Below are 22,224 nucleotides of genomic sequence, written 5' to 3'. Positions count from 1 at the left end.
CCTCAAGGGCATCCCGGTAGGCGCCCCTGGCAAGGGGGTGTGCGGGGGCCCGGGGGCCGGGAGGGGGGTGTTCGGGCGGGCAGCCGTTAGGGTGGAGGGGTGGCAGTCGTCGATGTATCCGAAGAGCTGAAATCCCTCTCCTCCACCATGGAGTCGATCGAGGCCGTCCTCGACCTCGACAGGATGCGCGCTGATATCGCCGCGCTGGAGGAGCAGGCGGCGGCCCCTGATCTGTGGGACGACGTGGAGAACGCGCAGCGCATCACGAGCAAGCTGTCCTACCTCCAGGGCCACCTGCGCCGCGCGGAAGAACTCCGTTCCCGCATCGACGATCTTGAGGTGCTCTTCGAGCTGGCCGCCTCCGAGGACGACGCGGACGCGCGCAGCGAGGCGGAGACGGAGCTGGAGTCCGTCCGCAAGGCCGTGGACGAGATGGAGGTCCGCACGCTGCTGTCCGGCGAGTACGACCCCCGCGAGGCCGTCGTCAACGTACGGGCCGAGGCGGGCGGCGTGGACGCGGCGGACTTCGCCGAGCAGCTCATGCGGATGTATCTGCGCTGGACCGAGCGCAAGGGCTACCCGACCGAGGTCTTCGACATCAGCTACGCGGAGGAGGCGGGCATCAAGTCCGCGACCTTCACCGTGAAGGCCCCGTACGCGTACGGCACGCTCTCCGTCGAGCAGGGCACCCACCGCATGGTGCGGATCTCGCCGTTCGACAACCAGGGCCGTCGCCAGACCTCCTTCGCGGGGGTCGAGGTGCTGCCCGTCGTCGAGCAGGTCGACCACATCGACATCCCCGAGAACGAGCTGCGGATCGACGTCTTCCGCTCCTCGGGCCCCGGTGGCCAGTCCGTGAACACCACGGACTCCGCCGTGCGCATGACGCACCTCCCGACGGGGATCGTCGTCTCCTGCCAGAACGAGAAGTCCCAGATCCAGAACCGCGCCGCCGCCATGCGCGTCATGCAGTCCCGGCTGCTCGCCCACCGCAGGGCGGAGGAGCAGGCCAAGATGAACGCGCTCAAGAGCGACGGCGGCAATTCCTGGGGCAGCCAGATGCGTTCCTACGTGCTGCACCCGTACCAGATGGTGAAGGACCTGCGTACGGAACACGAGGTCGGGAATCCACAGTCCGTTCTCGACGGCGATATCGACGGATTCCTCGAAGCGGGCATCCGCTGGCGCAAGCAGCAGGAGCAGCAGGAGCAGAACTGATCACGTCTAGGACACGATGACGTGCTGAACGTGCGGGAGTCGCGCGGGAATTGAAGTGATTCCCGTCGCACATCTCGAACTAGTCGCCCTGCACGGACATTTCACTCGGATCTCGCTTGACGCCCGTGTGAAAAATGGGAAAGCTGTTCGCTCGGCATGCCTGTGTCATGGGCGCTGTATGGGGGCGAGTGGATGCGCCCGAGCCCCGAGTGATGTTCCGCAGCCCGGCACAGGGCTGTCCCACTGACAAGTACAGCTACTGGGGGTAGTTGGCACATGACCAATTCGAAGACGCGGCTGCGTGTAGCGCGTATCGCAGCCGGCGCGGTGTTCGCGGCCGGCGCGTCGCTCACCGCCGCGGGCGCCGCACAGGCCGCCGACACCGGCGGCTCCTCCTCCTCGGGGGGCGAAAGCGGCGGGATCATCGGCGGCATCATTGGCGGGATCATCGGCGGCGGAGACGGTGGCGCGGATGGCGGCACCACCGACGGCGGCACTGACGGCGGCGGCGACACCGGTGGAGACACTGGGGGTGACACCGGCGGCGACACTGGCGGTGACACCGGCGGCATCGGCGGCACCGTCACGGGTGGGGACACCGGTGGGGACACGGGTGGCGACTCCGGTGGTGACACCGGCGGCGACACGGGTGGTGACACCGGCGGCGACACCGGTGGGGACACGGGTGGTGACACCGGTGGGGACACTGGCGGTGACACCGGCGGCGGCAACTCCGGCGGCTCCAGCAGCGGCGGCGACTCCGGCGGTGACTCCGGTGGCGGCGAAGAGCCCGCCACGATCGGCGGCTCCGGCGGTGGCGGCGACGACACCGGCACCTGCGAGCTGGACGAGTCCAGCGTGAACTGCGACAGCGGCAGCACCGACCCGGACAGCGCGGGCAGCACCCCGGTCGAGCAGCAGCCGCAGACGCCGTCGGACGCCAAGGAGGAGCTGGCCGAGACCGGTTCCGCCGAGACCACCTTCCTGCTGGTGGGCGCCGCGACGATGATCGCGGGTGGCGTCGGCTTCCGTCTGATGCCGCGCATGATCAACCGTCGTACGGCCGCCTGAGAAGGCGCTCGTAATCCGGCGTAAGCCATGACGAGGGGCCCGGAACGGCGTACCGTTCCGGGCCCCTCGTGCGTGCTGTGGGTGTGTGGACGCGTACACGGGCGGGCGCGTGCGTACGGCTACGGACATCCGTGCGGATACGCCGTAATAAGCGCGCTTACGCCGTGGCCATGCGCTCCGCGAACAGCGCCACCGCTATCAGGGCCACCAGAAGCCCGAGCAGTGTGGCGGGGGAGAGGCTCGCGAGGGGGGACTCCCGGTGCAGGCGCGCACGGTGGGCGCGGCAGACCGAGCAGCGGCCCTCGCTCACGGGACCCGCGCAGTTGGCACACACCAGTCGGTCGCATGTCATGCGAACTCCTCCTCAGCCATGCCAACGACACCCGCGTGTGATTCGTTCCCCAAGGGTGCTTCCCCTCCACTGTGCCAGCTCTCGGCGCGTCCCGCAGAGGCGCGGGCAAGACCGGCCGTGCGGCTTCCGGAAGCGTCCCGTAGGCCGTCCCGCAGACCGTCCTGGAGCGCCGGAGGAGAGCCCGGCGGAGGCCCGACGGGGAAGTCGGGGGTGAGCCCCAGGGGAGAGCCTACGGGGGTGCCGGAAGGCCCGAGGCGCCGGGAAGGCCCGTGAAGGGCGGGAAGCGGCGGGTGCCTGTTTTATACCTAAAGGATCCGTGAATAAACCCACCAACACCGGGCGCTGACTGCGCAGTGCGCACGGCTTCGCGTAAGGTCGCCCCACCGACGGGGAGCCGCACTCCGGCTTCCGCTGCCCCTACCCAGGTCGACGTGGTGTATCCGTGATCCGATTCGACAACGTCTCCAAGTCCTACCCCAAGCAGAACCGTCCAGCCCTCCGCGATGTGTCGCTGGAGGTCGAGCGGGGCGAGTTCCTGTTCCTGGTGGGTTCTTCCGGCTCCGGCAAGTCCACCTTCCTGCGGCTGATCCTGCGCGAGGAGCGGGCCTCTCACGGCCAGGTGCACGTCCTCGGCAAGGACCTGGCCCGGCTCTCCAACTGGAAGGTGCCGCACATGCGGCGCCAGCTCGGCACGGTCTTCCAGGACTTCCGCCTGCTGGCCAACAAGACCGTCGGCGAGAACGTCGCCTTCGCGCTGGAGGTCATCGGCAAGTCCCGCGGCCAGATCCGCAAGACGGTCCCCGAAGTGCTGGACCTGGTCGGTCTCGGCGGCAAGGAGGACCGGATGCCGGGTGAGCTGTCCGGTGGTGAGCAGCAGCGCGTGGCCATCGCGCGTGCCTTCGCCAACCGGCCGATGCTGCTGATCGCCGACGAGCCCACGGGCAACCTCGACCCGCAGACCTCCGTCGGCATCATGAAGCTGCTCGACCGCATCAACAGGACCGGCACCACGGTCGTGATGGCCACGCACGACCAGCAGATCGTCGACCAGATGCGCAAGCGGGTCGTCGAGCTCGAACGCGGCCGGCTCGTGCGCGACCAGTCGCGCGGCGTCTACGGCTACCAGCACTGAAGCCGCCCGGACGGCACGGCCAATGGCACGGTCAACGGCACGGCCGGTCGAGGCAGCAACACCACTGAAAGGCTGAAAGGACGCCATGCGCGCCCAGTTCGTACTGTCGGAGATCAGCGTCGGTCTCCGCCGCAATCTCACGATGACCTTCGCGGTGATCGTCTCGGTCGCCCTCTCGCTCGCCCTCGCGGGAGGCTCACTGCTCGCGCGCGAGCAGGTCAGCACCATGAAGGGGTACTGGTACGACAAGGTCCAGGTGTCGATCTACCTCTGCAACAAGAACGACGCCGCCTCGGACCCCAACTGCGCGAAGGGCGCCGTCACCTCGCAGCAGAAGCAGCAGATCAAGACGGACCTGGAGAAGCTCCAGGTCGTCGACAAGGTCTACTACGAGTCCTCGGACGCGGCGTACAAGCACTACAAGGAGCAGTTCGAGGACTCGCCGCTCGCCGACTCGCTGACGCCTGACCAGATGCAGGAGTCGTACCGGGTCAAGCTCAAGGACCCGACCAAGTACCAGGTGCTCCAGACGGCGTTCTCCGGCAGACAGGGCGTGCAGGAGGTACAGGACCAACGAAGTCTGCTGGAGAACCTCTTCAACCTGCTCAACGGCATGAACATCGCGGCGCTGTGTGTGATGGCGCTGATGCTGGTCGTCGCCCTGCTGCTGATCGTCAACACCGTCCGGGTGTCGGCGTTCAGCCGGAGGCGGGAGACGGGGATCATGCGGCTGGTGGGCGCCTCCAGCTTCTACATCCAGATGCCGTTCATCCTGGAGGCCGCCATCGCGGGGCTGATCGGCGCAGGCCTGGCCTGTGTGCTGCTGGTCGGGGGCAAGTACTTCCTGATCAACAACTGGCTCCAGGAGAAGATCGTCCTGATCAACTTCATCGGCTGGGACGCGGTGGTGAAGGTGCTGCCGTTCATCATCGCGGTGGGGGTGCTGATGCCCGCTGTGGCGGCGTTCTTCACGCTCCGCAAGTACCTGAAGGTGTGACCAATGACGCGGGCGCCGTACGCCCAACGCCCCGTGCGGCGCCCGCGTCTGGCCTAGACTCCGCAGCATGTCGGGCTTGTGGTTCTCTGTTCCTCCCCCTGATTCCGGCCGGGGGAGTTCCAGGCGTCTCCGCCGCGGAGCCGCACTGACACTGGTCTTCGCGAGCGTCCTGGGGACGGGCGCGGCCACCGGATCCTGGGGCGACGAGGCACGCAGCCTCGCGGGCGCCGCAGACGGCCCGGCCGGCCGCCACCCCGTGAACGCGCACCTGGACGGAAGCGGCGACGACGCCAAGGGCGCGGAACGTGGCCCCCAGGACGACACGGGACGCGGGCGCGGCGCGGAAGCGGAAGGCTCCGAGGAGGCCGACGAACTGGTCAGCCGCAGCGGCGACCGCTGGTCCTCGTCCTACACGGCGCGCGAGTACGAGGGCCTGCGGCGCACCCTGGACGGCGAGTACGTGGGCGTCGGCATCTCCGTCCGCCAGGAGAGCGGCGCACACGGCGCCCCGGAGGTGGACGTGCACCGGGTGCAGCCCGGCAGCCCCGCCGACAAGGCCGGAATCCGCGCGGGCGACCGGCTGCGCTCCATCGACGGCGAGGACGTGACGGGCCGCCCCGTCACCGAGGTGGTCTCGCTGCTGCGCGGCTCGGGACCCGACCCGGCGACCGCCTCCCCCTCCTCTTCCGCCTCACGCTCCTCCTTCGCCCCCTCCGACTCCTCGGCGACGGCACCGGCGGCACCGTCCGTGGCGGCCCGGCACGCGTCGGCGCCCGCCGCCTCCGTCCCCGCCACTTCCGGCGCGGGCAGCACCGTCACCGTCGGGCTGAGCCGCGACGGCGAGCGGTGGACGGAGACGCTGCGGCGCACCAGGCTCACCGCGGACGCGGTCGACGTCGACCAGCTCGGCCCCGGCGCCATCCGGATCCAGGTCTCCTCCTTCACGAAGGACTCCGGCGAGCAGGTGCGCGAGGCTGTCGAGGACGAGGTGCCGCGGGGCGCCGGGATACTCCTCGATCTGCGCGGCAACTCAGGCGGCCTGGTCACCGAGGCCGTCTCGGCGGCTTCCGCCTTCCTGGACGGCGGCCTCGTCGCCACCTACGGCGAGCACGGCGCGCAGCGCGCCCTGTACGCGGAGCGCGGCGGAGACGCCGACCGCCCGCTGGTGGTCCTCGTCGACGGCGGCACGATGAGTGCGGCCGAGCTGCTGACCGGCGCGCTCCAGGACCGGGGGCGGGCCGTGGTGGTCGGCTCGCGCACGTTCGGCAAGGGCTCGGTCCAGGTGCCGAGCAAGCTGCCGGACGGCTCCGTCGCCGAGATGACCGTCGGGCACTACACGACCCCGTCGGGCCGCAAGGTCGAGGGCGCGGGCATCACCCCCGATCTGACGGTCGAGGGCGGCTCGGACCGGGAGGCCACGGAGCGGGCCCGCACAGTATTGAGTGGCCTCGCCACCCGGTCGTAGTGGAACAATGGCCTGGCTATGGCGAAGATGAAGACCGTCAGGTCGAAGGCGAAGGCCAAGGACGAGAAGGACACGCGCAAGCTCATCGCGCAGAACAAGCGGGCCCGGCACGACTACGTCATCCTCGACACCTACGAGTGCGGCATCGTGCTCACCGGTACCGAGGTGAAGTCGCTGCGTCAGGGCCGCGCCTCCCTGGTGGACGGGTTCGCGCAGATCGACGGGGGTGAGGTCTGGCTGCACAACGTGCACATTCCGGAATACGCGCAGGGCACGTGGACGAACCACGCGGCACGCCGCAAGCGGAAGCTGCTGCTGCACCGTTCCGAGATCGACAAGCTGGTCGGCAAGACGCAGGAGACGGGCCACACCCTGGTGCCGCTCCAGCTGTACTTCTACCGGGGGCGGGCGAAGGTCGAGATCGCCCTCGCCAAGGGCAAGAAGGAGTACGACAAGCGGCAGACGCTCCGCGAGAAGCAGGACCGCCGCGAGACGGACCGCGCGATCTCGTCGGTCAAGCGGCGGCAGCGGGTCGCGGAGGGGTGACGGGTCAGAAGTGGCCGGTTTGCCCAGGTCAGGGGCTTGGGAATAGGCCGGACCGGTAAAAGGTTGGCCTTGATGTGGCCGGGTCCCGTACCATGGTCACAGAGCCGCCCGAGAGGGTGTGCTGTTTGTTAACTCAACATGGGGATGATCGGTTTCGACAGCGAACGTCGAAGCAGGGGAAGCGAGCCGAGGAACGCGGCAATGATCTCGTTAACCATCTGCCGCAAAAAAATAATCGCCAATCAGAAGCGCGATTCCTTCGCGCTTGCTGCCTAAGCAGCAAGCATGAAGTGTCAGCCCGGGTGCGTTCCCGACCCGGATCCTGGCATCAGCTAGGGAACTTCACCGCGTAGGCCCGGTCACGGGGCCTGCCGGGACATCTCACAGTGACTGGGCCCGTCGGAGACTTGTCCGCGAGATCTCCGGGGCCGAGAAAATCGCAGCGGACTGCGCTCGGAGAAGCCCTCCTTCCACTTCGTTGGACGCGGGTTCGATTCCCGCCATCTCCACGAGGCCGGGGCGGCGTGTGCGCGCACACGCCAGCCGCGGCGGTCCCCAAGGCACCCAGGCCGTGACCGCTGCCCAGCGGTCACGGCCTTCGTGTTGTGCCCCGCCGTTGCGGGAAGGGAGCGGGGAGACCACCGTGCATGCGTGCGAGAGAGGGCGGGTGCCATGCCGTCACGCGAACCGGGACAGGGTGCCGCCCCCGAGCCGACGGGACCCGAGCCGCTGGGGCCCGAGCCGCTGGGGCCCGAGACGCTCACCTGGCGGTTCTTCGGGGACTGGCGCGGTGTCCTCCTCGCGCCCTGGGCGGGCGCGATGCAGAACATGCACCCGGGTCTGGGCGCCGGGGTCGAGGAGCACTCGCGCTTCTTCGAGGAGCGCTGGGAGCGGCTCTTCCGCTCGCTCTACCCGATCGGGGGCGTCGTCTACGACGGGCCCCGCGCCGCGCGGACGGCCCGCGAGGTGCGCGGCTACCACCACACGATCAAGGGCGTCGACCGGCACGGCCGCCCGTACCACGCGCTCGACCCCGACACGTTCTACTGGGCGCACTCCACGTTCTTCATGCTGACGCTGCTCGTCGCCGACCGCTTCGGGCCCGGCCTCTCCGAGGCGGAGAAGCGGCAGTTGTTCGAGGAGCACGTGCGCTGGTGGCGGATGTACGGGATGAGCATGCGGCCCGTGCCGCGCGACTGGGAGGCGTTCCAGGCGTACTGGGAGCACATGGCCCGCGACGTGCTGGAGGACAACAAGGCGACGCGCGACGTGCTCGACGTGCGCTACATCGCCAAGCCCCCGGCGCTGCGCCGGATGCCCGACGTGGTGTGGCGGCTGCTGCGTGGGCCGCAGGCGCGGTTCACGCTCTGGTACACCGTCGGGCTGTTCCCGCCCGCCGTGCGCGAACGGCTCGGCTACCGCTGGACGGTGCGCGACGAGCGGCGGCTGCGGCGCTTCGGGAAGCTGGTCCACCACGCGTGGAAGCTGGTGCCGCGCTCGCGGCGCTTCCACCCGCGCGCCCGCGCGGGCTGGGAGCGCGAGGCGGGGCTGCGCGCCGCCGGCGCCCCGGTCGTGGAGACCCCGGCGCGGAACCTGCCGCTGCCCGAGGAGCGGGACTGGCCGCAGCACTACTCGCCCCGCGTGTGACCGGGCGCTCCGCGTCCCTCCGCGCGTGACGGGGCGCGCCATGGGGACGTCACCGCCGTCACCGCCGTCGCGGTGAGCGCGGCGGCCACCGGGACCGCGTACGCCACGGCGCCGTCGCCCGGCGCGTGCTCGGCCGCCCAGCCGCCCAGCGCCGAGCCCGCCGCGATGCCGCCGAGCAGCGCGGTCACGGCCAGCGTCATGCCCTCGTTCAGCCGTGCCGTGGGCACCACGCGCTGCACCACGGTCATCCCCGTGACCATCGTCGGAGCCGTCGCCATGCCCGCGACCAGCAGCGCGGCGCCGAGGACGACGAGGCTTCCCGTGGCGGACGCCGCCAGCAGGGGCAGCGTCATCAGGACCGTCATGGCGCCGACGCACACGAGCAGCCGCCGGGGGAGGGAGCCGCGAGGGGTGAGCGTGCCGAGGACGAGCCCCGCGACGCCCGAACCGAGGGCCTGGAGCGCCAGTACCGCGCCGCCCGCGGCCCGGTGGCCCGAGGCGTCCGCGTAGGCGAGCGTGACCACCTCCAGCGAGCCGAAGACCGCGCCCGTCGCGAGGAAGGTGACCAGCAGCGGCAGCAGCGTGGGCAGGCGCAGGGGCAGTGGTGCGCGACGGGGCCCCGCTTCCGCGCGGACCACGGGCGGCTCGGTGCGGCGCTGCGCCGCGAAGATCAGCGTCCCGGTCAGCAGCAGCGCGACGCCGGTCAGGGTTCCGGCCTCGGGGAAGAGCGCGGTGCACAGGAGGGCGGCGAGCACGGGGCCCGTCATGAAGCACAGTTCGTCGGCGGCCTGTTCGAAGGAGTTGCCGGTGTGCCGGGCCGCCGCGTCGTCCCTGTGCAGATGGGCCCAGCGCGCGCGGGACATGCCACCGGTGTTGGGGGTGGTGGCGGTCGCGGCGTACGAGGCGAACAGGGCCCAGTCGGGGGCCCCGTACCGCACGCACGCGATCAGGCTCAGCGAGCCGCAGGCGGCGAGCGCCGCGGCGGGCACGGCGATCCTGGCCTGGCCGTACCGGTCCACGAGCCGCGCTGTCAGCGGGGCGACGACGGCGGTGGTGGCCAGCCCGGTGGCGGTGACGGCCCCGGCGAGCGCGTACGAGTCCCGCGTCGCCACGATCATGATCACGGCGGACACGGTGAACATGCCCATGGGGAGCCGCGCGAGAAGGTTGCCCAGGGTGAAGGCGACCGCGCCGGGCGGGGCGAAGAGGCGGGCGTAGGGCGCGGCCCAGGAGGGGCGGCGTCGCGGGGGTCGGACCCTCGGGGACAGTTCGCCGGGCGGCTCGGTGGACGGCGGGTGGTCCACGGCGACGAGCGTGTGGCCGTTGACGGCGAACCGCATCCCCCGCCCGTCGCCCCGGGGCATGCGGGCGGGGAAGCGGGCAGGGCGGAACCGGGGCCGCTGACCGGGCCCTTGGGGGGTTTTCGGCATGCAACCAGCGTCGTGGCGCCGCCGCTTCCGGGTCCAACACCGATTGCCACACCATTGACGCGCGGACGTTGTTAATCTCCGAGGAGTGAGCCGCGACATCGAACCCCGCCTCCTGCGCGCCTTCGTGGCCGTCGCGGACGAACTGCACTTCACTCGCGCCGCCGCGCGCCTGTACGTCGCGCAGCAGGCGCTCAGCCGCGACATACGGCGGCTGGAGCGGGAGACGGGGACGACGCTGTTCCTGCGCACGACCCGCCACGTCGCGCTCACCCGGGACGGCGAGCGGCTGCTGCCGTACGCGCGGCGCGTCCTGGAGGCGTACGGCGAACTCGGCGCGGCCCTCGGTCCGTTCGGCTCGTCCGGATCCTTCGCCGACCGTCCGCTGGCCGTGGACGCCGCCGCGCCCGTCAGCACGGGGCAGCGGGTGCTGGACCTGGCGCGTATGCGGGCGCCCGGCGTCGAGTTCGTCGCCCGGTACCACTCGGGTCTGACGGCCGCGGCGGCCGATCTCGCGGCCGGGCGGCTCGACGTCTCCTTCGGCCGCTTCGCGGGCCTGGACGCGTCCGTACGGGCCGGGCTCGGGCACCGGCTGGTGCGCTACGAGCGGGTCGCGGTGCTGCTCCCCGAGGAGCACGCGCTCGCGGGCGCCGCCGAGGTGCCGCTCGCCGCGCTGGCCGGGGAGACCCTGTACGCGGGCGCGGGCAACGACGGCACGGCCGAGTGGACGGACTACGCGCGTGCCCTCTTCGCGGGGCGCGGCATCGGCCTCGCGCCGCCCTTCCCGAAGATCGACGGTGAGGCGGAGTTCGCGCGGGTCGTACGGAAGCGGGGCTGGTCCGTGCTGGCCAGCGAGGTGTTCACCGGGGTGCCCGGCATGGTGCTGCGGCCCCTCGTCGCGCCGGTGCCGCTCTCGCCGGTCTCGATGGTGTGGCGGCGCGGGCTGCGCCATCCGGGGCTGGACGCGCTGGAGGGGGCCGCGCGCGAACTGGGCGACGAGGGCGGATGGCTGACGCGCCCGTCCGGCGCGTGGCTGCCCGAGGCCGATCTCGCGGTGGCGCGCTGAGGGGACGCCCCGGCGGGGGCGTGCGGGGGCGTGGGGGCTTGCGTGCCGGGGTCCGGTCGCGCGCGGGCTTCCGCGTCCATCGAAACGGTGACGTGTCCCGTCCGGCGCCGGCCCGCTCCCGCCTCCCGACGGGCGGGCGCCGCCTCCCCGTACGCCGTGAAAACCGCTGCTGAGGCGCGTCGTTGACGTACGGGCGTGCGGCTGCGCGAGGCGCCCGCGCCGGTCACGGTTCGCTTACGAGTCGTCACACGGTGCCATTAGGGTGTCGCGCATGACCGCAACGCCGCCCGACACGGGCCAATTCCAGCACAGCCAGTTCGGCACGCTCACGGTGATCGGCTGGACCGGAGCGCACCCCGAGGACAACGAGGACATGCCGTTCCTCCTGGCCTATTCCCTCGGCGACGGCAGGGACGGGCCCGAGGTCGCCGAGGCCGCGGCGCGGCGGCTGATCGGGGACGCGGGGCTGACGGTCGGCGGGGTGATGCCGGACAGCTCCCAGGTGAACCGGCTGCCGCTGAAGCTCATCGTCCAGGGCGGCCAGGCGGTGCTGACGATGCCGCACATGACCACGCAGTACCCGGCCCCGCCCGAGTGGGTAGCGGCGGCCGACAAGCGCAAGCAGGTCTATTTCATGATCGCCACCCGCCCCTGGCCGGAGGCCAAGCCCGGCAGGCCCGTCAGCGAGGAGGCGCTGAAGTCCTTCGTGGACGAGGACATGCTCGCCAGCTCCGCGCACTGCGTCCTCCCCGTGAGCGGCCTCCAGGGCTGAGCGGCCGGGCGGGGCCCGGCCGGACCCCGCCCGTCACCCGCTCACCCGCTGCCCCCCTCACTCACTCGGCTTGTTGGGCGCGGTGCAGTGCTCGTCCGGGGGCTTGTTCTCCGGCCAGGCGAGACCCACGAAGTCGATCTTCGGGCCCGAGGGGTTCAGATGGACGACGGCGACGGCCTTGTTGTACGGGTTGCCCGCGTTGTCCAGGCAGATCCAGCCGCTCGCGCCCACCACCTTCTGGCTGCCGCGCAGGTTCAGCCACGCCCGCCGCACGTCGTCCGTGCTCGGCATCGGCGTCTTCTGGCCCGTCTGGTTGCGGATGGCCGTGATGGCCGTCCACGCCGAGTCGTATGCGGAGATCGTCCGTGAGTCGTCCAGCTCGACGGGGCCTACGGGCCCCGCGGACCCGTCCGTCTCCACCGTCCGCGCCAGGTCCTCCAGCTCCTCGACGGCCTCGCGCGAACCACCCGTCTCCGGTGCCCGCTTGTCGCTCCACGCGTCGGGGTGCGCGACGGAGGCGTACTCCACCGTGATGCCGCCCTTCGGGGCCAGCGCGTCCCAGTTCAGCTCGCTGTCCGTGGCCAGCGTCGAGGCGCCGGACCCTGTGACGACCTTGTACGTCTTCTTGTCGCAGCCCCGCCCGCCCAGCGCGTTGACGAACAGGCGCAGATGCACGGGGCGTCCGGCGAAGTAGATGACCTCGGCGTCGGAGTCGCAGATGTTGTTGACCATGCGGGAGAAGTCGTTGGGCAGGCGGCCCTCATCGTTCATGTCCGCCGGGGACTCGTACTGCATCGGGATCTGCGGCGCGTTCCTCGTCTGCTCCTGGAACGCCTTCTTCAGCGTCTGGACGTAGTTGTCGTCCTCGCGCCTGTCCTCGACGAGGAGGGTCCTGGACGCCTTGATGCCCTTGTTGAAGTTGGCCAGCGCCCTGGCCTGGTCGCTGTTGGTGGGCACGACGCGGGCCAGGCCCCGGTAGCGGTCGGGTTCCTTCGCCGTGTTGGCGAGGTTGTCGGCAGTGATCGGGCCGCCGACGACGGGGATGCCCTTCTCGTTCGTCAGATAGTCGATCGTGTCCTGGGTGCGCCGCACGCTCAGGTCGAAGCCCGTGACGGCGCGCAGGTTGTGCCCGTCGTGCGCCATGGCCACGAGCTGGTCGGCGACGGGGCGCCAGTGGGCGCTGTCGTGTCCCGGGTTGGCCAGGACGAGGCGGATGGGCGGTGACTGCGCGTTGGACCTGTGGTTGGCGCGGTACTGCGCCAGGTAGGCGCCCTGGACCTCGCGCCTGATCTGCTTCTTGACGACGGGGTCGGTCGTGGAGACGGGCACCATGATCGCGACGGTGGCGTACTCCTTGCCCCCCTTGTCCCCCTTGGCTGTGATCCGCTCGTTCTCCCGCGCGATGGCCCGCATCACCGGCTCCAGTTCGTCGGTGAAGGAGACCCCGCCGCTGCCGTCGGTGACCCCGGTGCACTCCTCGTCCTCGCCGCGCTTCTCGACGCCGGGGCCGCAGGAGGGGTCGGGCCCGAAGTACGTCCACAGCGCCCAGCCGCCCGCGCCCAGCACGGCGACGAGCAGCGCCGCGGCCAGCAGCTTCCGCAGCCTGCCCCAGTCCCTGGCCCGGTCCACCGCGTCCCTGAGCGACACCCGCATCCGGTTCGGGCTCATGCGTCTTCCCCTCCTGGTATCGGCAGGCCGGGGACGCGTGCCCCGTCCCGGAGCGCTCGCGTCCACCGTCCGGCCACGTCGGGGAAGGCGAGCCCGCCGCCCTCTCCGTAGCGGCCGGTGCGCGGGCCGCCCCCGCTGCTCCCGTAGCCCCCGTAGCGCAGCGAGGCCAGCGCCGAGGTGATGCGGCCCAGTTCGCCCTGGGTCGGCTCGGCGGCGAGAGAGGACAGGCGCCACAGCACGTCGACGAGGTCGGCTATCGCGTTGTGCGCGGTCAGCGGGTCGTGTGTGGCGCCGCCGCCGGGGCCGCCGGGGCTGCCGGGGCTGCCGGGGTTGCCGGGGTTGCCGCCGCCCGTCGCGCAGGCCGCGCAGGGCGGGGGCTCGCCTGACGCCTCGGGCGACGGCGGCACGTAGCCCTCGCGCGGGCGCGGCGCCGCGCACACGAACTGGAGGTCGGCGAGCCAGTCCCGCGCCCGCCGTTGCGTGAAGCGGTGGTGCAGCCAGGCGACGACGCTGCCCGTCAGGCCCAGCGCGAGCGTGTGGTGCAGATAGCGGATGTCCTGCTCGGGCGCGTACGGGCTGCGGCCCAGCGGGTCGTACCCGGCGCGTGCGCGACGGTGCAGTCTGGCCCACATCCCGTCGTCGCAGGTCACGGTCAGGGTGTGGAGCAGCAGTTCGCGCAGCGCCAGGTCCCGCACGAAGGGCACGTCGGCGCCGCTGCCCGGCCAGGGGCTGTGGTGCCAGTGCGCCTGGCCCACGTACTCGGCCGCCGCCGCGAGGAGCGCCGCCGTCTCCTCCGCGCCGTCCTCGGGGTGCGCCACCTCCCACAGGCGCGCGGCGCACTCCGGGTCCAGGGCGAGGGCGTACAGGGGCAGCCGCTCGCGCAGTCCCGGGTCCGGTACGAGGTGCTCCAGCAGGTGCGCCGCAACCGTCGTGCCGGGGCCGTGTCCCCGCGCGGGGAGGGTGAGCAGGGCCTCGGGCCGCAGCGCCCCGTGGTGGCCGAGGTGGTCCTCGGCGGCCTCGACGAGGATGTGGGCGCTGTAGGCGCGCCCGGCGCTGAGCCGGGTCACGGCGCCGGGGAGGGGGCGGCGCGCGCGGTCGACGGCGGGCAGCATGTCGCTGACCTTGGCCTGGTCGAGCGGGGGGATGCGCAGCCGCAGCAGCCAGCGCGCCGGCGACCCGTCGCCAGTGTCCTCCCACAGATCGGGCGCGGTCACCTCCAGGGTGCTGGGCAGCCCGTCGCCCCCGCCGAGCGCGGTGCCGACGACGACGGGTCTGACGGGCGGGCGTTCGGGCCCCGGCGCGTCGTACGCCGTGTCGTACGCGCGCAGCAGCGCGTCGAGGAACCGCCGTCCGAGGGCTGTGTGGAGGTTGTCGAGGAGGAGGAGCGGCGGGGGAGCGCGGTCGAAGATCATGGCGCGTCCGTAGGCGGCGTTGATGTCCGCGAGGAAGGCGGCCGTCAGCAGGTTCTCGGCCGTCGTGCGGTCGCCGCTGGCCTGGAGGTCGAGGACGAAGCGGAACAGACGTCTGAGGGGGTCGCCGCGTCTGTCCCGCAGGTTCCAGTTCCACCACGCGAGGGCCGCCTTGTCGGGGCGGCGCCTGAGCAGGAGGTGCCGCGCGGCGCGCGAACCGGCCTCGGCGGCCGAGCCCAGCACCGGCAGCCCGGCGAAGACGCTCGGCAGCAGCGGCTCCAGCACGCCGAGCCAGGTCTCGAACGCGGCCTTGATGCGGTGCTCGCTGGCCTCGTCGGCGACGAGCCGCCGCAGGTCCGCCTCCGCTTCGGCCAGCCCGGACTGCCTGACCTGCTGACGCGGGTTCCCCTCCGCGTCGAGCGGATGCCAGGCCGTCACGACGAGGAGGCCGAGGGAGAGGCGGGGGAACTTGAGGGAGTGGTGACGGGAGCCCGGCGAGTCGAGTTCGTGGGCGAGGCCGTGGAGGAGCAGGACGACGGGGGAGGCGTTGGCGTCCCCTTCGCCTTCGCCCTCGCCGGAGGGGGCGGGCGGGGCGTCGGTGCCGTCGGTGCCGGGGTCGGTGCCCGTGCCCGTGCTGGCGTCGGCCGGTTCCAGTGCCGCCAGGTCCTTGCAGGCGAGCGGCAGCCGGTCGTCGTAGGAGCGCTCCAGGACATGGAGCAGCGCGCTCTTGCCGCTGCCGCGCGCGCCGACGATCCGCACGACGGGCGCACCGCGCGGATACGTGAATCCCGCCCGCCCCCGCGTGCCGCGCTTCATGCCGACCAGGCCGGGGACGAACTCGTCGAGCAGGTCCTCAAGGCCGTACAGATGCTCGTCCAAGACTCTCCCCGTCACTGTCGAAGGACGCATCCGTGCAGAGTTCGAACACTGAAGAATAGATCTCAACTGCCGCTGATTACAGGGGGTTTGGCGGGTCGGAACGGAGGGTGAGAGGGCGGTGGGCGGCCCTCCGCTCTGCCGCGACGGTGCGGTGTTGTGCCGTGCTGCCAACCCGGAACGCGCCGTTCATCCATCGCCTGCATTGGCACGCCCCTGCTCCCTCGCTACGTTCCGCTGCGGACCCGCACCTGGTGGCCCGTCAGCCGTAGTGCCCCGGCGAGGAGGTACAGCCCATGCGTGTACGCCGTACGAGTGCGAGTACGCGGAGCCCGAGAAGAGGCCCCCGGCCGCGAAGCGCCGCGCTCGCGGGAGCGGCCGTGCTCTGCGCCCTCCTCGCGACGGCGCCCCCGGGCGCGAGCGCGACGGCAGCGACGGCCGCGACGGGCCCGGGCGCGGCGACGGCCGTCCCGCGCACCGAGACCCCCGTGCACACGAGCACGCCCGACCCGGCGGTCGCGGAGTCGGCCGTACGGGTACGGGTGCCGCTCCCCGCCTCCGCAGGACCGCACCCCGCCGCCTGCGACCACCTCTCCTACCTCCGCTTCCGCGACGCGGAAGGCCCCGCCGACTCCCGCGAGGCGGACCGCGTCCTCATCGCCCAGCCCGGCATCCTCGAAGGCGCGGCGGCGTTCAGCACCGTCGCCCGCAACACGGTGCGCGCGGCGAAGGCGAAGGGCAGCAGCGTCGAGTTCTGGGCGCTGGACCGGCGCTCCAACTGCCTGGAGGACCGCACCGGCATCACAGCGGGCGCGGCGGCGCACGACGTGAACAGAACCGTCGGCTACTACTACGGCGGCGAAGAGATCGAGGGCCGGACCTTCGACGGCTTCCTCGGCAACGACCAGGTCCGCTGGCTGGAGAACGTCGGCCTGGAGCAGACGGTGCGCGACCAGTACGACCTGATGAAGGCCGAGCTGCCCGGCGAGGAACTGCGCCGCGAGAAGGTGCTGTGCGGCGGGCACTCGCTGGGCGGGCTGCTCACCGGCTACTTCGCCACCTGGGACTTCGACGGTCACCCCGGCTACCGCCAGTGCGGCGGCTACTTCGCGCTCGACACCGTCGTCAGCACCTCACGCGGCGGCGACGAGTCCCTGCTGCCGACCGAGGGCACGCCCGCTTCCACCGGACTGGACGACCTGCTGCCCAACCCGGGGCTCGGCTACCTCGCCACCCAGGCGGGCCTGCGCAGCGGCCTCATCCCGCGCGCGATCGGGGCACCGGCCGTCATCAACGCCGAGACGATGAACCTGCTCGCCATCGGCGGCCTCGCCTCCGCGCTCGACCCGGAGGGCGAGTCCAACCTGCTCACCTCGGTCCCCGACAACGCGAACCTGAACCTCACCTCGCGCTTCATGTTCTCCAAGGACGCGGGCACGTTCCTGACCGGTACGCCGTCCGTACGGGACTTCCGGCAGACCAACAACGCCGTCCTCGGCGGCTTCATGGACGACAACGCGGCCCCGCTCGCCTTCATACAGATGAGTTTCGGCCTCTACCGCAGCCCGGAGGGCGGGCGGATCGTGGACAAGGAGTTCCCCGCCTCGAACGACGACGCGTCCCCGGTCTTCGGCGTACGGCCGAAGGCGATCCCCGACGAGCCGGACGGCCCCCTCTACACCTGGGCCACGCACGACGACATCGACACGTCCGACGCGCGCTGGACGAACCCCGGCGAGGAGGTCACCGACATCGCCGACCTGGCCCGCAGCCTCTCCGGCTACCCGCTCGGCTTCACGGAGGACTACTTCCCGACCAAGCTGGCGACGGACGTCTCCCAGGGCGACGACCCCCAGATCGCCCGCTTCGTGAAGCACCCGGACGGCATCACCGCCAACCCGACGATCACCCTCCTCGCCGGAAACGGCTTCCTCGCCGCCGACCCGCCCGAGGACCTGAACCCGGTCATCGCGGAGGGCTACGAACACGTCGACGTCCTGACGGCGGCACGCGAGCAGAACGGGGGCGGGCCTGAGGTCGTCTCCGCGAACCTCGGGGAGTTCGCGGTCAGCCCGGAGGCGCCGTCAACGTCGCGTACGCGGTGAAGGCCCGCGGTGAGGCGCCGCCCAGGACGCGGGGCGGGCGGCGCCTCACCGCGCCCGCGCCTCACCGCCCGGCGGACTCCCTGTAGCGGGCCAGATGTTCCCGTACGACGACGGTCCAGGGGTGGTCGGCCCCGAGCACCTTGGTGCGCGCTTCCACCACTTCTTCCGCATGGTGGATGGCCTCGGTGACCTCTCCCAGCTCGGCGAGGATCCGCGACAGGATGGACCGGGCGTTCAGCGTCATCTGGTACTCGGGCCCGTACCGCTGTGCGTGGGAGTCGAAGGCGCTCCGCGCCAGCGGCAGCGCCTCGGCGGGACTCCCCGTGTGGAAGAGCGCGAAGGCGTACTCGTGCTCGGCCGCCATGGTGATCGGGTGGTGCGGCCCGAGTACACGGCGGCAGTCCTCGACCAGGGCCGGACCGGTGGTGACCTCCGTCGTCAGGTCAGGCCCCCGCGTTCCCAGGAGATGCTTCCTCGCGAGCAGCGTCAGCGGATGCGTCGCCCCCAGGGTCGCGGTCCGGCCGGCCACCGTTCGCCGGATGAGGGCCGTGGATTCGCGGGGCTCCCCGAGAGGCATCAGCGGATGGGACAGGCTGAGGCAGCACTCCAGCGTTTCCGGCGCGCTCGGGCCGAACTCCCTCTCGCAGTCGTCCAGCGCCCTCCGCAGCAGCGCGCGGGACTCCTCGAACCTGCCGAGGCGGTGGAGCGTGCGCCCTTTGCGCATGCGGAGTCCCATGGTGGTGGGGTGCAGGTCGCCGAGGGCCGACGCCGCCAGCTCCAGGGACTTGTCCGTCAGCACCAGCGCGGAGGCGAAGTCGCCGGAGCGGTGGAGGGCGACGACAAGGCGCAGCAGACCTTCAGCGGCCTTCTCCTGGACGTCTCCGTCGACGTCGTGCCACTCCGCCGTGCGGCGCGACAGCGCGAGAGCGTGCGGCACCGCAGGCTGAACGCGTCCGCCTGCTCCCCGCGTTCCGGCACCTCCGGCAGCGCGGTGAGCAGCGCGTCGGCCGCGGTGGTGGCAAGCGCGACCCGCTGCTCCACCGGCGTGTTTCCGGCCGCGCTGTCGAGGAGCACCCCGTGTGTCCGTAGGCAGCGTGGGGGACCGGGGAGTAGTTCGGTGAGGGAACTGTCCAGCAGACCGCGCAGCGCCGGTTCCAGGCGCCCCTGGGGGAGGCCGGGGCCCGGCCCGGTATGCGCGAGGAGCGAGACCGGCAGGGGGTCGCTGCCCCAGCAGGCCAGGAGGCGCAGCAGCGGCTGAGCTTCGGGCAGCCCCTTGTCGGCCAGGGCGTCGAGCGAGAGCTGCCAGGTGCTGCTCACCAGGTTGCGGGCGTCCTGATCCATGATGCTGCCTCCCCTGTCGATCAGTTCGATGGCGGCGTCGGCCCTGTCGTGGACGAGACGACGCCCGTACAGGGACATGTCCCAGGGCTCGACCACCTGGTTGGACAGAAAGGTCCCGGCAAGGGTGAGGGCCAGTGGCAGCCGCCCGAGCCGCTCTGCGACATCGGCGGCCTCCTCGGCGGTCCCGGTACCCGGCGCGAGGTCGCAGAGCACCATGGCGGCGTCTTCGAGCGGAAGCACGTCCACGTGCAGCAGCTCGGCGCCGGGCCACCAGCGGGGCGACGCCTGGCGCGTGGTGACGACGACCGTGCCCCGCTGACTGGCACGCAGCCAGCCCCCTTCGTGCAGCACACCAGGATCGTCGGCGTTGTCGATGACCAGCAGCCAAGGCTGCTCGGAGCGGTCGAGGTACTCCCAGACGAGATCCGAGGCGGCGCGCAGTCCGCTGCGCGCGGTGGTCAGCTCGCTCTCCGAGGAGCCGCGGTCGGCAGCGACGGCGAGCATGCCGGAGCGCAACGAGGCGCCGTCGGAGGCGTTCACCCACAGTCCGACGCGGCCCGTGTCGGCTGTCGCGTATGCGAAGAGCGCCCCGGCGATCGCTGTCTTGCCGCAGCCGCCGAGTCCGTGGAGCACGTACACGTGGCTGCCGGAGTCCGGAGAGACCGAGGCTCTCAGCCGGTCCATGAGTTCTACGCGGTCGCGGAAGACGAGGAGGCTCCGGTCATGGGCCGCGCGGCGCACGCTGGCCGGGCCCGACCAGGAAGGCCCGTAATGGTGGTTCTCGAAGATGTGCTGGTCGCCCGACGCCTGATAGACGCGGCCACGGTCGCTGGCCTGTGCGTCGTTGCGTCCGTTCACGGCCGCTCCAGCCGCATGTCCCGGCCTGCCTGGTAGACGCGCGCGTTTCCCGAGGCGTTGGCGTGCTGGTTCACGGACGGCGGCTGCACGCCGGGTTCTGTCAGCAGGGAGCGCAGCTCGTCCGCGACCTCGGGATGATCCCTCAGCAGCCGCCGGATCCGGCTCCGCCACTCGGCTGCCAGCTCTTCGGCGGTCGCCTCGTCGCCCTCGTGCCTGGCGTCGAGCAGATCCCTTCGGCTCGCTTCCAGTTCGGCGCCGACCGCGTCGGCGCGCTCGGGGAGGACGCGCCGCCAGATCGCGACCACACCTTCCCTGGCGGCCTGCCACGCCTCGGTGGTCAGCAGCGAAACCAAGGCCGTTCCCGCGGTCCCCGCGAGCGCGGCGATCTCCGGATCCATCGAGCCCCCCAGCCGTTCGGTGATCTCCTCCGAGAAGCACCGTAAGTCAGGCCGGGGCCACATGCAGTACCTTCCCGGCTCCTGTCCGAGAGCTGCGGCGGGCCGGAGATCGTTTCCGCGAACCTCGGCCCGCTCGGGGTCAGTCCCGGAGCGTCGTCGTCGCGTACGTGGTGAACGCCGCCCATGTGGCGGGCGCGAGGGCGAGGGCGGGGCCCTCGGGGTTCTTCGAGTCGCGCACGTGAACGGTGGCGGGGGAGGCGGCGACTTCGAGGCAGGCGCCGCCCTGCTCCGTGCTGTGGCTGGACTTGTGCCAGTCGAGGGCAACTTCAAGGCAGTTGCCGCCCTGCTCGGTGCTGTAGCTGGACTTGAACCATGCCAGGTCGTCGGAGCCCGGGGCGGTCTGTGCGCTGTTCATGACTCTCCTAGCAGCCGATCCAGCAGGTCCTGGGTTTCTTCAGGGCTGAGGACCTGCGTGCGCAGGATCGCATACTTCTGCGCGAGGACGCTCACGTCATCCGGCTCGGAGATGAGCTGGCTCCCACGCTGCGTTTCCGAGTAGGCCAGGTGCTCGTGATCCGGGGTTTCCAGCAGGACGAAGGGGCCAGAGAGACCAGCGTGTTTGCGGCGTCCGAACGGCAGAACCTGGATGGTGATGCCGGGAATGTCCGCACACTCGCGGAGGTGGTGCAACTGCTCGTTCCAGACCGACTCGTCGCCGAGACGGTCCATCAACACGGCCTCGGTAATGAGGAAGGTGCACAGAGGCGGGATCTTGCGCTGCAAGATCTCCTGGCGTTCGATACGAGCCGCGATCCGCTGCGCGATCTCGTCCTCGTCCAGCATGGGGATCTCGTTGTGGAAGACCGCACGCGCGTAGTCCTTGGTCTGGAGCAAGCCGGGAACGACCTGGTTCTCGTATCCGCTGATGGTGATGGCCTCGTGCTCACGGTCGATGAACTCCTCCGCCCACAACGGGTACTTGTCCATCTCGGGGAGGTTGTCGACGGCGACGGCCAACGCACCCTTGGTCCCGAGGAAGGTGTCCAGCTCCTCGGCCAAGTCCCGTTTCAAGACGCGTCGCCCCTGCTCGATCGAGGCGATCGTCTCCTGTTCGGCGCAGATCTCAAGCGCGAGGGTCTCCTGCGTGTACCCGGCCGCTCGGCGGAAGTTGGCCAGGAGCTGGCCGACCATCCTCATCGCGGAGGCGTTCTTGCCGCGCTGCTTCTTCCTTGGAGGCATACTCCGGTCACTCCCCCCAACGACCAGTACGTGACCGGAAACAGCCACGTACAAAGAATCTGTACGAGTGGTCTCTCTTACGCAGCGTAGTCACGGAGCGCGACCGTCGCCCCATGAATCCAGAGATTCCCCTGCCCCGCTTCCGTGAGCGGTTCTTCCCCCGGATGCGTTCCTCCGTGCCTGATGCGAGGCGGTTCATGCGTGACGCGCTGACCGCGTGGGCCGTCGGTGACCGTACCCATGAGGTGTTGCTCTGCGTGAGCGAGCTGGCGACCAACGCGCTTCTGCACGGGGTGCCCCCGGGGCGCGGGTTCCGGATCCTGGTGTGGCTGGACCACGACGGTCTGCTCCGGATCGAAGTGCATGACAGCGGGGACGGCCGCCCCCATCTCACGCACGCCGGGGACGACGAGGAGTCCGGGCGCGGGCTCGTTCTCGTGGAGGCGTGCGCGGACAAGTGGGGGGTCGGGGGACGTGACCCCGGGAAGGTGGTGTGGTGCGAGTTCGTACTCGTCGAGTACGCGCCCTTCGCGCTGCCGCATACCTAGCCGCTCACCGAGCCCGGCCACCCGGGGTGAGAGCAAGGTTTCGTCCACGTCACCTCGCGGCACAAGGCCGAAACGCGTCGTCCCTAGCG

The 22,224-nt window shown here is 71.3% G+C and carries 20 protein-coding genes and 1 other RNA gene; 12 read left to right on the top strand and 9 right to left on the bottom strand.

From position 1 onward, the window contains the following. The first annotated feature begins 99 nt into the window (after positions 1 to 99). The gene (gene prfB / locus ACWGJ2_RS24850) at positions 100 to 1,218 is read left to right on the top strand and encodes a peptide chain release factor 2 (protein ID WP_453348417.1); all 1,119 of its coding nucleotides are present in this window, start codon (positions 100 to 102) and stop codon (positions 1,216 to 1,218) included. Positions 1,219 to 1,494: 276 nt separating this feature from the next. Further along, positions 1,495 to 2,289: an LPXTG cell wall anchor domain-containing protein gene (locus ACWGJ2_RS24845; RefSeq protein WP_453348416.1), complete on the top strand. Its 795-nt coding sequence runs from the start codon at positions 1,495 to 1,497 to the stop codon at positions 2,287 to 2,289. A 157-nt stretch (positions 2,290 to 2,446) separates the two neighbouring features. Here ACWGJ2_RS24845 and ACWGJ2_RS24840 read toward each other — a convergent pair whose 3' ends face one another. After that, positions 2,447 to 2,641, bottom strand: a complete 195-nt coding sequence (locus ACWGJ2_RS24840) for a hypothetical protein (RefSeq protein WP_453348415.1) — start codon at positions 2,639 to 2,641, stop codon at positions 2,447 to 2,449. 442 nt (positions 2,642 to 3,083) lie between these two features. On the opposite strand from ACWGJ2_RS24840, the gene ftsE reads away from it, so the two are divergent. The 6 genes from ftsE (at position 3,084) to ACWGJ2_RS24810 (ending at position 8,428) form a co-directional block, all read left to right on the top strand. Further along, on the top strand, positions 3,084 to 3,773 hold the full coding sequence (gene ftsE, locus ACWGJ2_RS24835; protein WP_453348414.1) for a cell division ATP-binding protein FtsE: 690 nt from the start codon (positions 3,084 to 3,086) through the stop codon (positions 3,771 to 3,773). Between the two features lie 85 nt (positions 3,774 to 3,858). Further along, positions 3,859 to 4,770: a permease-like cell division protein FtsX gene (ftsX, locus tag ACWGJ2_RS24830; protein WP_453348413.1), complete on the top strand. Its 912-nt coding sequence runs from the start codon at positions 3,859 to 3,861 to the stop codon at positions 4,768 to 4,770. A gap of 67 nt (positions 4,771 to 4,837) precedes the next feature. Beyond that, positions 4,838 to 6,235: a S41 family peptidase gene (locus ACWGJ2_RS24825; RefSeq protein WP_453348412.1), complete on the top strand. Its 1,398-nt coding sequence runs from the start codon at positions 4,838 to 4,840 to the stop codon at positions 6,233 to 6,235. Between the two features lie 18 nt (positions 6,236 to 6,253). After that, positions 6,254 to 6,781, top strand: a complete 528-nt coding sequence (smpB, locus tag ACWGJ2_RS24820; RefSeq protein WP_453348411.1) for an SsrA-binding protein SmpB — start codon at positions 6,254 to 6,256, stop codon at positions 6,779 to 6,781. 140 nt (positions 6,782 to 6,921) lie between these two features. Beyond that, positions 6,922 to 7,293, top strand: a transfer-messenger RNA (tmRNA) gene (gene ssrA / locus ACWGJ2_RS24815). A 160-nt stretch (positions 7,294 to 7,453) separates the two neighbouring features. After that, positions 7,454 to 8,428: an oxygenase MpaB family protein gene (locus tag ACWGJ2_RS24810; protein WP_453348410.1), complete on the top strand. Its 975-nt coding sequence runs from the start codon at positions 7,454 to 7,456 to the stop codon at positions 8,426 to 8,428. Here the strand turns inward: ACWGJ2_RS24810 and ACWGJ2_RS24805 are convergent. Beyond that, a complete protein-coding gene (locus tag ACWGJ2_RS24805) occupies positions 8,410 to 9,858 on the bottom strand; it encodes an MFS transporter (protein WP_453348409.1) in 1,449 nt (482 codons plus the stop codon). The genes ACWGJ2_RS24810 and ACWGJ2_RS24805 overlap by 19 nt on opposite strands. Before the next feature lie 85 nt (positions 9,859 to 9,943). Between ACWGJ2_RS24805 and ACWGJ2_RS24800 the strand changes: the two genes are divergently transcribed. Together ACWGJ2_RS24800 and ACWGJ2_RS24795 are read left to right on the top strand one after the other, a co-directional pair. Continuing rightward, positions 9,944 to 10,921 (top strand): LysR family transcriptional regulator, encoded by a 978-nt coding sequence (locus ACWGJ2_RS24800; protein ID WP_453348408.1) that lies wholly within the window; start codon positions 9,944 to 9,946, stop codon positions 10,919 to 10,921. Positions 10,922 to 11,192: 271 nt separating this feature from the next. Continuing rightward, positions 11,193 to 11,693 (top strand): DUF5949 family protein, encoded by a 501-nt coding sequence (locus tag ACWGJ2_RS24795; RefSeq protein WP_453348407.1) that lies wholly within the window; start codon positions 11,193 to 11,195, stop codon positions 11,691 to 11,693. A 57-nt stretch (positions 11,694 to 11,750) separates the two neighbouring features. Here ACWGJ2_RS24795 and ACWGJ2_RS24790 read toward each other — a convergent pair whose 3' ends face one another. Both ACWGJ2_RS24790 and ACWGJ2_RS24785 read right to left on the bottom strand, forming a co-directional pair. Next, positions 11,751 to 13,361, bottom strand: a complete 1,611-nt coding sequence (locus ACWGJ2_RS24790; protein ID WP_453348406.1) for an ABC transporter substrate-binding protein — start codon at positions 13,359 to 13,361, stop codon at positions 11,751 to 11,753. Further along, positions 13,358 to 15,649, bottom strand: a complete 2,292-nt coding sequence (locus ACWGJ2_RS24785; protein ID WP_453348405.1) for a hypothetical protein — start codon at positions 15,647 to 15,649, stop codon at positions 13,358 to 13,360. Before ACWGJ2_RS24785 ends, ACWGJ2_RS24790 begins: the two co-directional genes overlap by 4 nt. A gap of 377 nt (positions 15,650 to 16,026) precedes the next feature. Here ACWGJ2_RS24785 and ACWGJ2_RS24780 point away from each other — a divergent pair, with 377 nt between their 5' ends. Then, positions 16,027 to 17,751: a hypothetical protein gene (locus tag ACWGJ2_RS24780; RefSeq protein ID WP_453348404.1), complete on the top strand. Its 1,725-nt coding sequence runs from the start codon at positions 16,027 to 16,029 to the stop codon at positions 17,749 to 17,751. A 61-nt stretch (positions 17,752 to 17,812) separates the two neighbouring features. On the opposite strand, the gene ACWGJ2_RS24775 is transcribed toward ACWGJ2_RS24780, so the two are convergent. The 5 genes from ACWGJ2_RS24775 to ACWGJ2_RS24755 form a co-directional block, all read right to left on the bottom strand. Then, positions 17,813 to 18,550, bottom strand: a complete 738-nt coding sequence (locus ACWGJ2_RS24775; protein ID WP_453348459.1) for a tetratricopeptide repeat protein — start codon at positions 18,548 to 18,550, stop codon at positions 17,813 to 17,815. Next, on the bottom strand, positions 18,544 to 19,950 hold the full coding sequence (locus ACWGJ2_RS24770) for an NB-ARC domain-containing protein (RefSeq protein ID WP_453348403.1): 1,407 nt from the start codon (positions 19,948 to 19,950) through the stop codon (positions 18,544 to 18,546). The genes ACWGJ2_RS24775 and ACWGJ2_RS24770 overlap by 7 nt, the downstream gene beginning before the upstream one ends. Continuing rightward, the gene (locus ACWGJ2_RS24765; protein WP_453348402.1) at positions 19,947 to 20,348 is read right to left on the bottom strand and encodes a hypothetical protein; all 402 of its coding nucleotides are present in this window, start codon (positions 20,346 to 20,348) and stop codon (positions 19,947 to 19,949) included. Before ACWGJ2_RS24765 ends, ACWGJ2_RS24770 begins: the two co-directional genes overlap by 4 nt. A gap of 139 nt (positions 20,349 to 20,487) precedes the next feature. After that, entirely contained in the window at positions 20,488 to 20,763 is a 276-nt protein-coding gene (locus ACWGJ2_RS24760) for a DUF397 domain-containing protein (protein WP_453348401.1), read from the bottom strand. Beyond that, complete coding sequence (locus ACWGJ2_RS24755) at positions 20,760 to 21,587, bottom strand: helix-turn-helix domain-containing protein (protein ID WP_453348400.1); 828 nt, start codon at positions 21,585 to 21,587, stop codon at positions 20,760 to 20,762. The genes ACWGJ2_RS24760 and ACWGJ2_RS24755 overlap by 4 nt, the downstream gene beginning before the upstream one ends. Positions 21,588 to 21,700: 113 nt before the next feature. Here ACWGJ2_RS24755 and ACWGJ2_RS24750 point away from each other — a divergent pair, with 113 nt between their 5' ends. Continuing rightward, the gene (locus tag ACWGJ2_RS24750; protein ID WP_453348399.1) at positions 21,701 to 22,135 is read left to right on the top strand and encodes an ATP-binding protein; all 435 of its coding nucleotides are present in this window, start codon (positions 21,701 to 21,703) and stop codon (positions 22,133 to 22,135) included. Positions 22,136 to 22,224: the final 89 nt, after the last annotated feature.

This window comes from Streptomyces sp. NPDC054796, assembly GCF_053611545.1.
The sequence above is the reverse complement of the archived record's forward strand: the minus strand, read 5'-3'. Positions and strand labels throughout refer to the sequence as shown.

Bases quoted from the DNA above. Each gene is read 5' to 3' on its own strand.
- ACWGJ2_RS24845 (WP_453348416.1), top strand. From the start codon at position 1,495: ATGACCAATTCGAAGACGCGGCTGCGTGTAGCGCGTATCGCAGCCGGC.
- ACWGJ2_RS24840 (WP_453348415.1), bottom strand. From the start codon at position 2,641: ATGACATGCGACCGACTGGTGTGTGCCAACTGCGCGGGTCCCGTGAGC.
- ftsX (WP_453348413.1), top strand. From the start codon at position 3,859: ATGCGCGCCCAGTTCGTACTGTCGGAGATCAGCGTCGGTCTCCGCCGC.
- ACWGJ2_RS24825 (WP_453348412.1), top strand. From the start codon at position 4,838: ATGTCGGGCTTGTGGTTCTCTGTTCCTCCCCCTGATTCCGGCCGGGGG.
- smpB (WP_453348411.1), top strand. From the start codon at position 6,254: ATGGCGAAGATGAAGACCGTCAGGTCGAAGGCGAAGGCCAAGGACGAG.
- ACWGJ2_RS24810 (WP_453348410.1), top strand. From the start codon at position 7,454: ATGCCGTCACGCGAACCGGGACAGGGTGCCGCCCCCGAGCCGACGGGA.
- ACWGJ2_RS24805 (WP_453348409.1), bottom strand. From the start codon at position 9,858: ATGCCGAAAACCCCCCAAGGGCCCGGTCAGCGGCCCCGGTTCCGCCCT.
- ACWGJ2_RS24795 (WP_453348407.1), top strand. From the start codon at position 11,193: ATGACCGCAACGCCGCCCGACACGGGCCAATTCCAGCACAGCCAGTTC.
- ACWGJ2_RS24790 (WP_453348406.1), bottom strand. From the start codon at position 13,361: ATGAGCCCGAACCGGATGCGGGTGTCGCTCAGGGACGCGGTGGACCGG.
- ACWGJ2_RS24765 (WP_453348402.1), bottom strand. From the start codon at position 20,348: ATGGATCCGGAGATCGCCGCGCTCGCGGGGACCGCGGGAACGGCCTTG.
- ACWGJ2_RS24760 (WP_453348401.1), bottom strand. From the start codon at position 20,763: ATGAACAGCGCACAGACCGCCCCGGGCTCCGACGACCTGGCATGGTTC.
- ACWGJ2_RS24755 (WP_453348400.1), bottom strand. From the start codon at position 21,587: ATGCCTCCAAGGAAGAAGCAGCGCGGCAAGAACGCCTCCGCGATGAGG.
- ACWGJ2_RS24750 (WP_453348399.1), top strand. From the start codon at position 21,701: ATGAATCCAGAGATTCCCCTGCCCCGCTTCCGTGAGCGGTTCTTCCCC.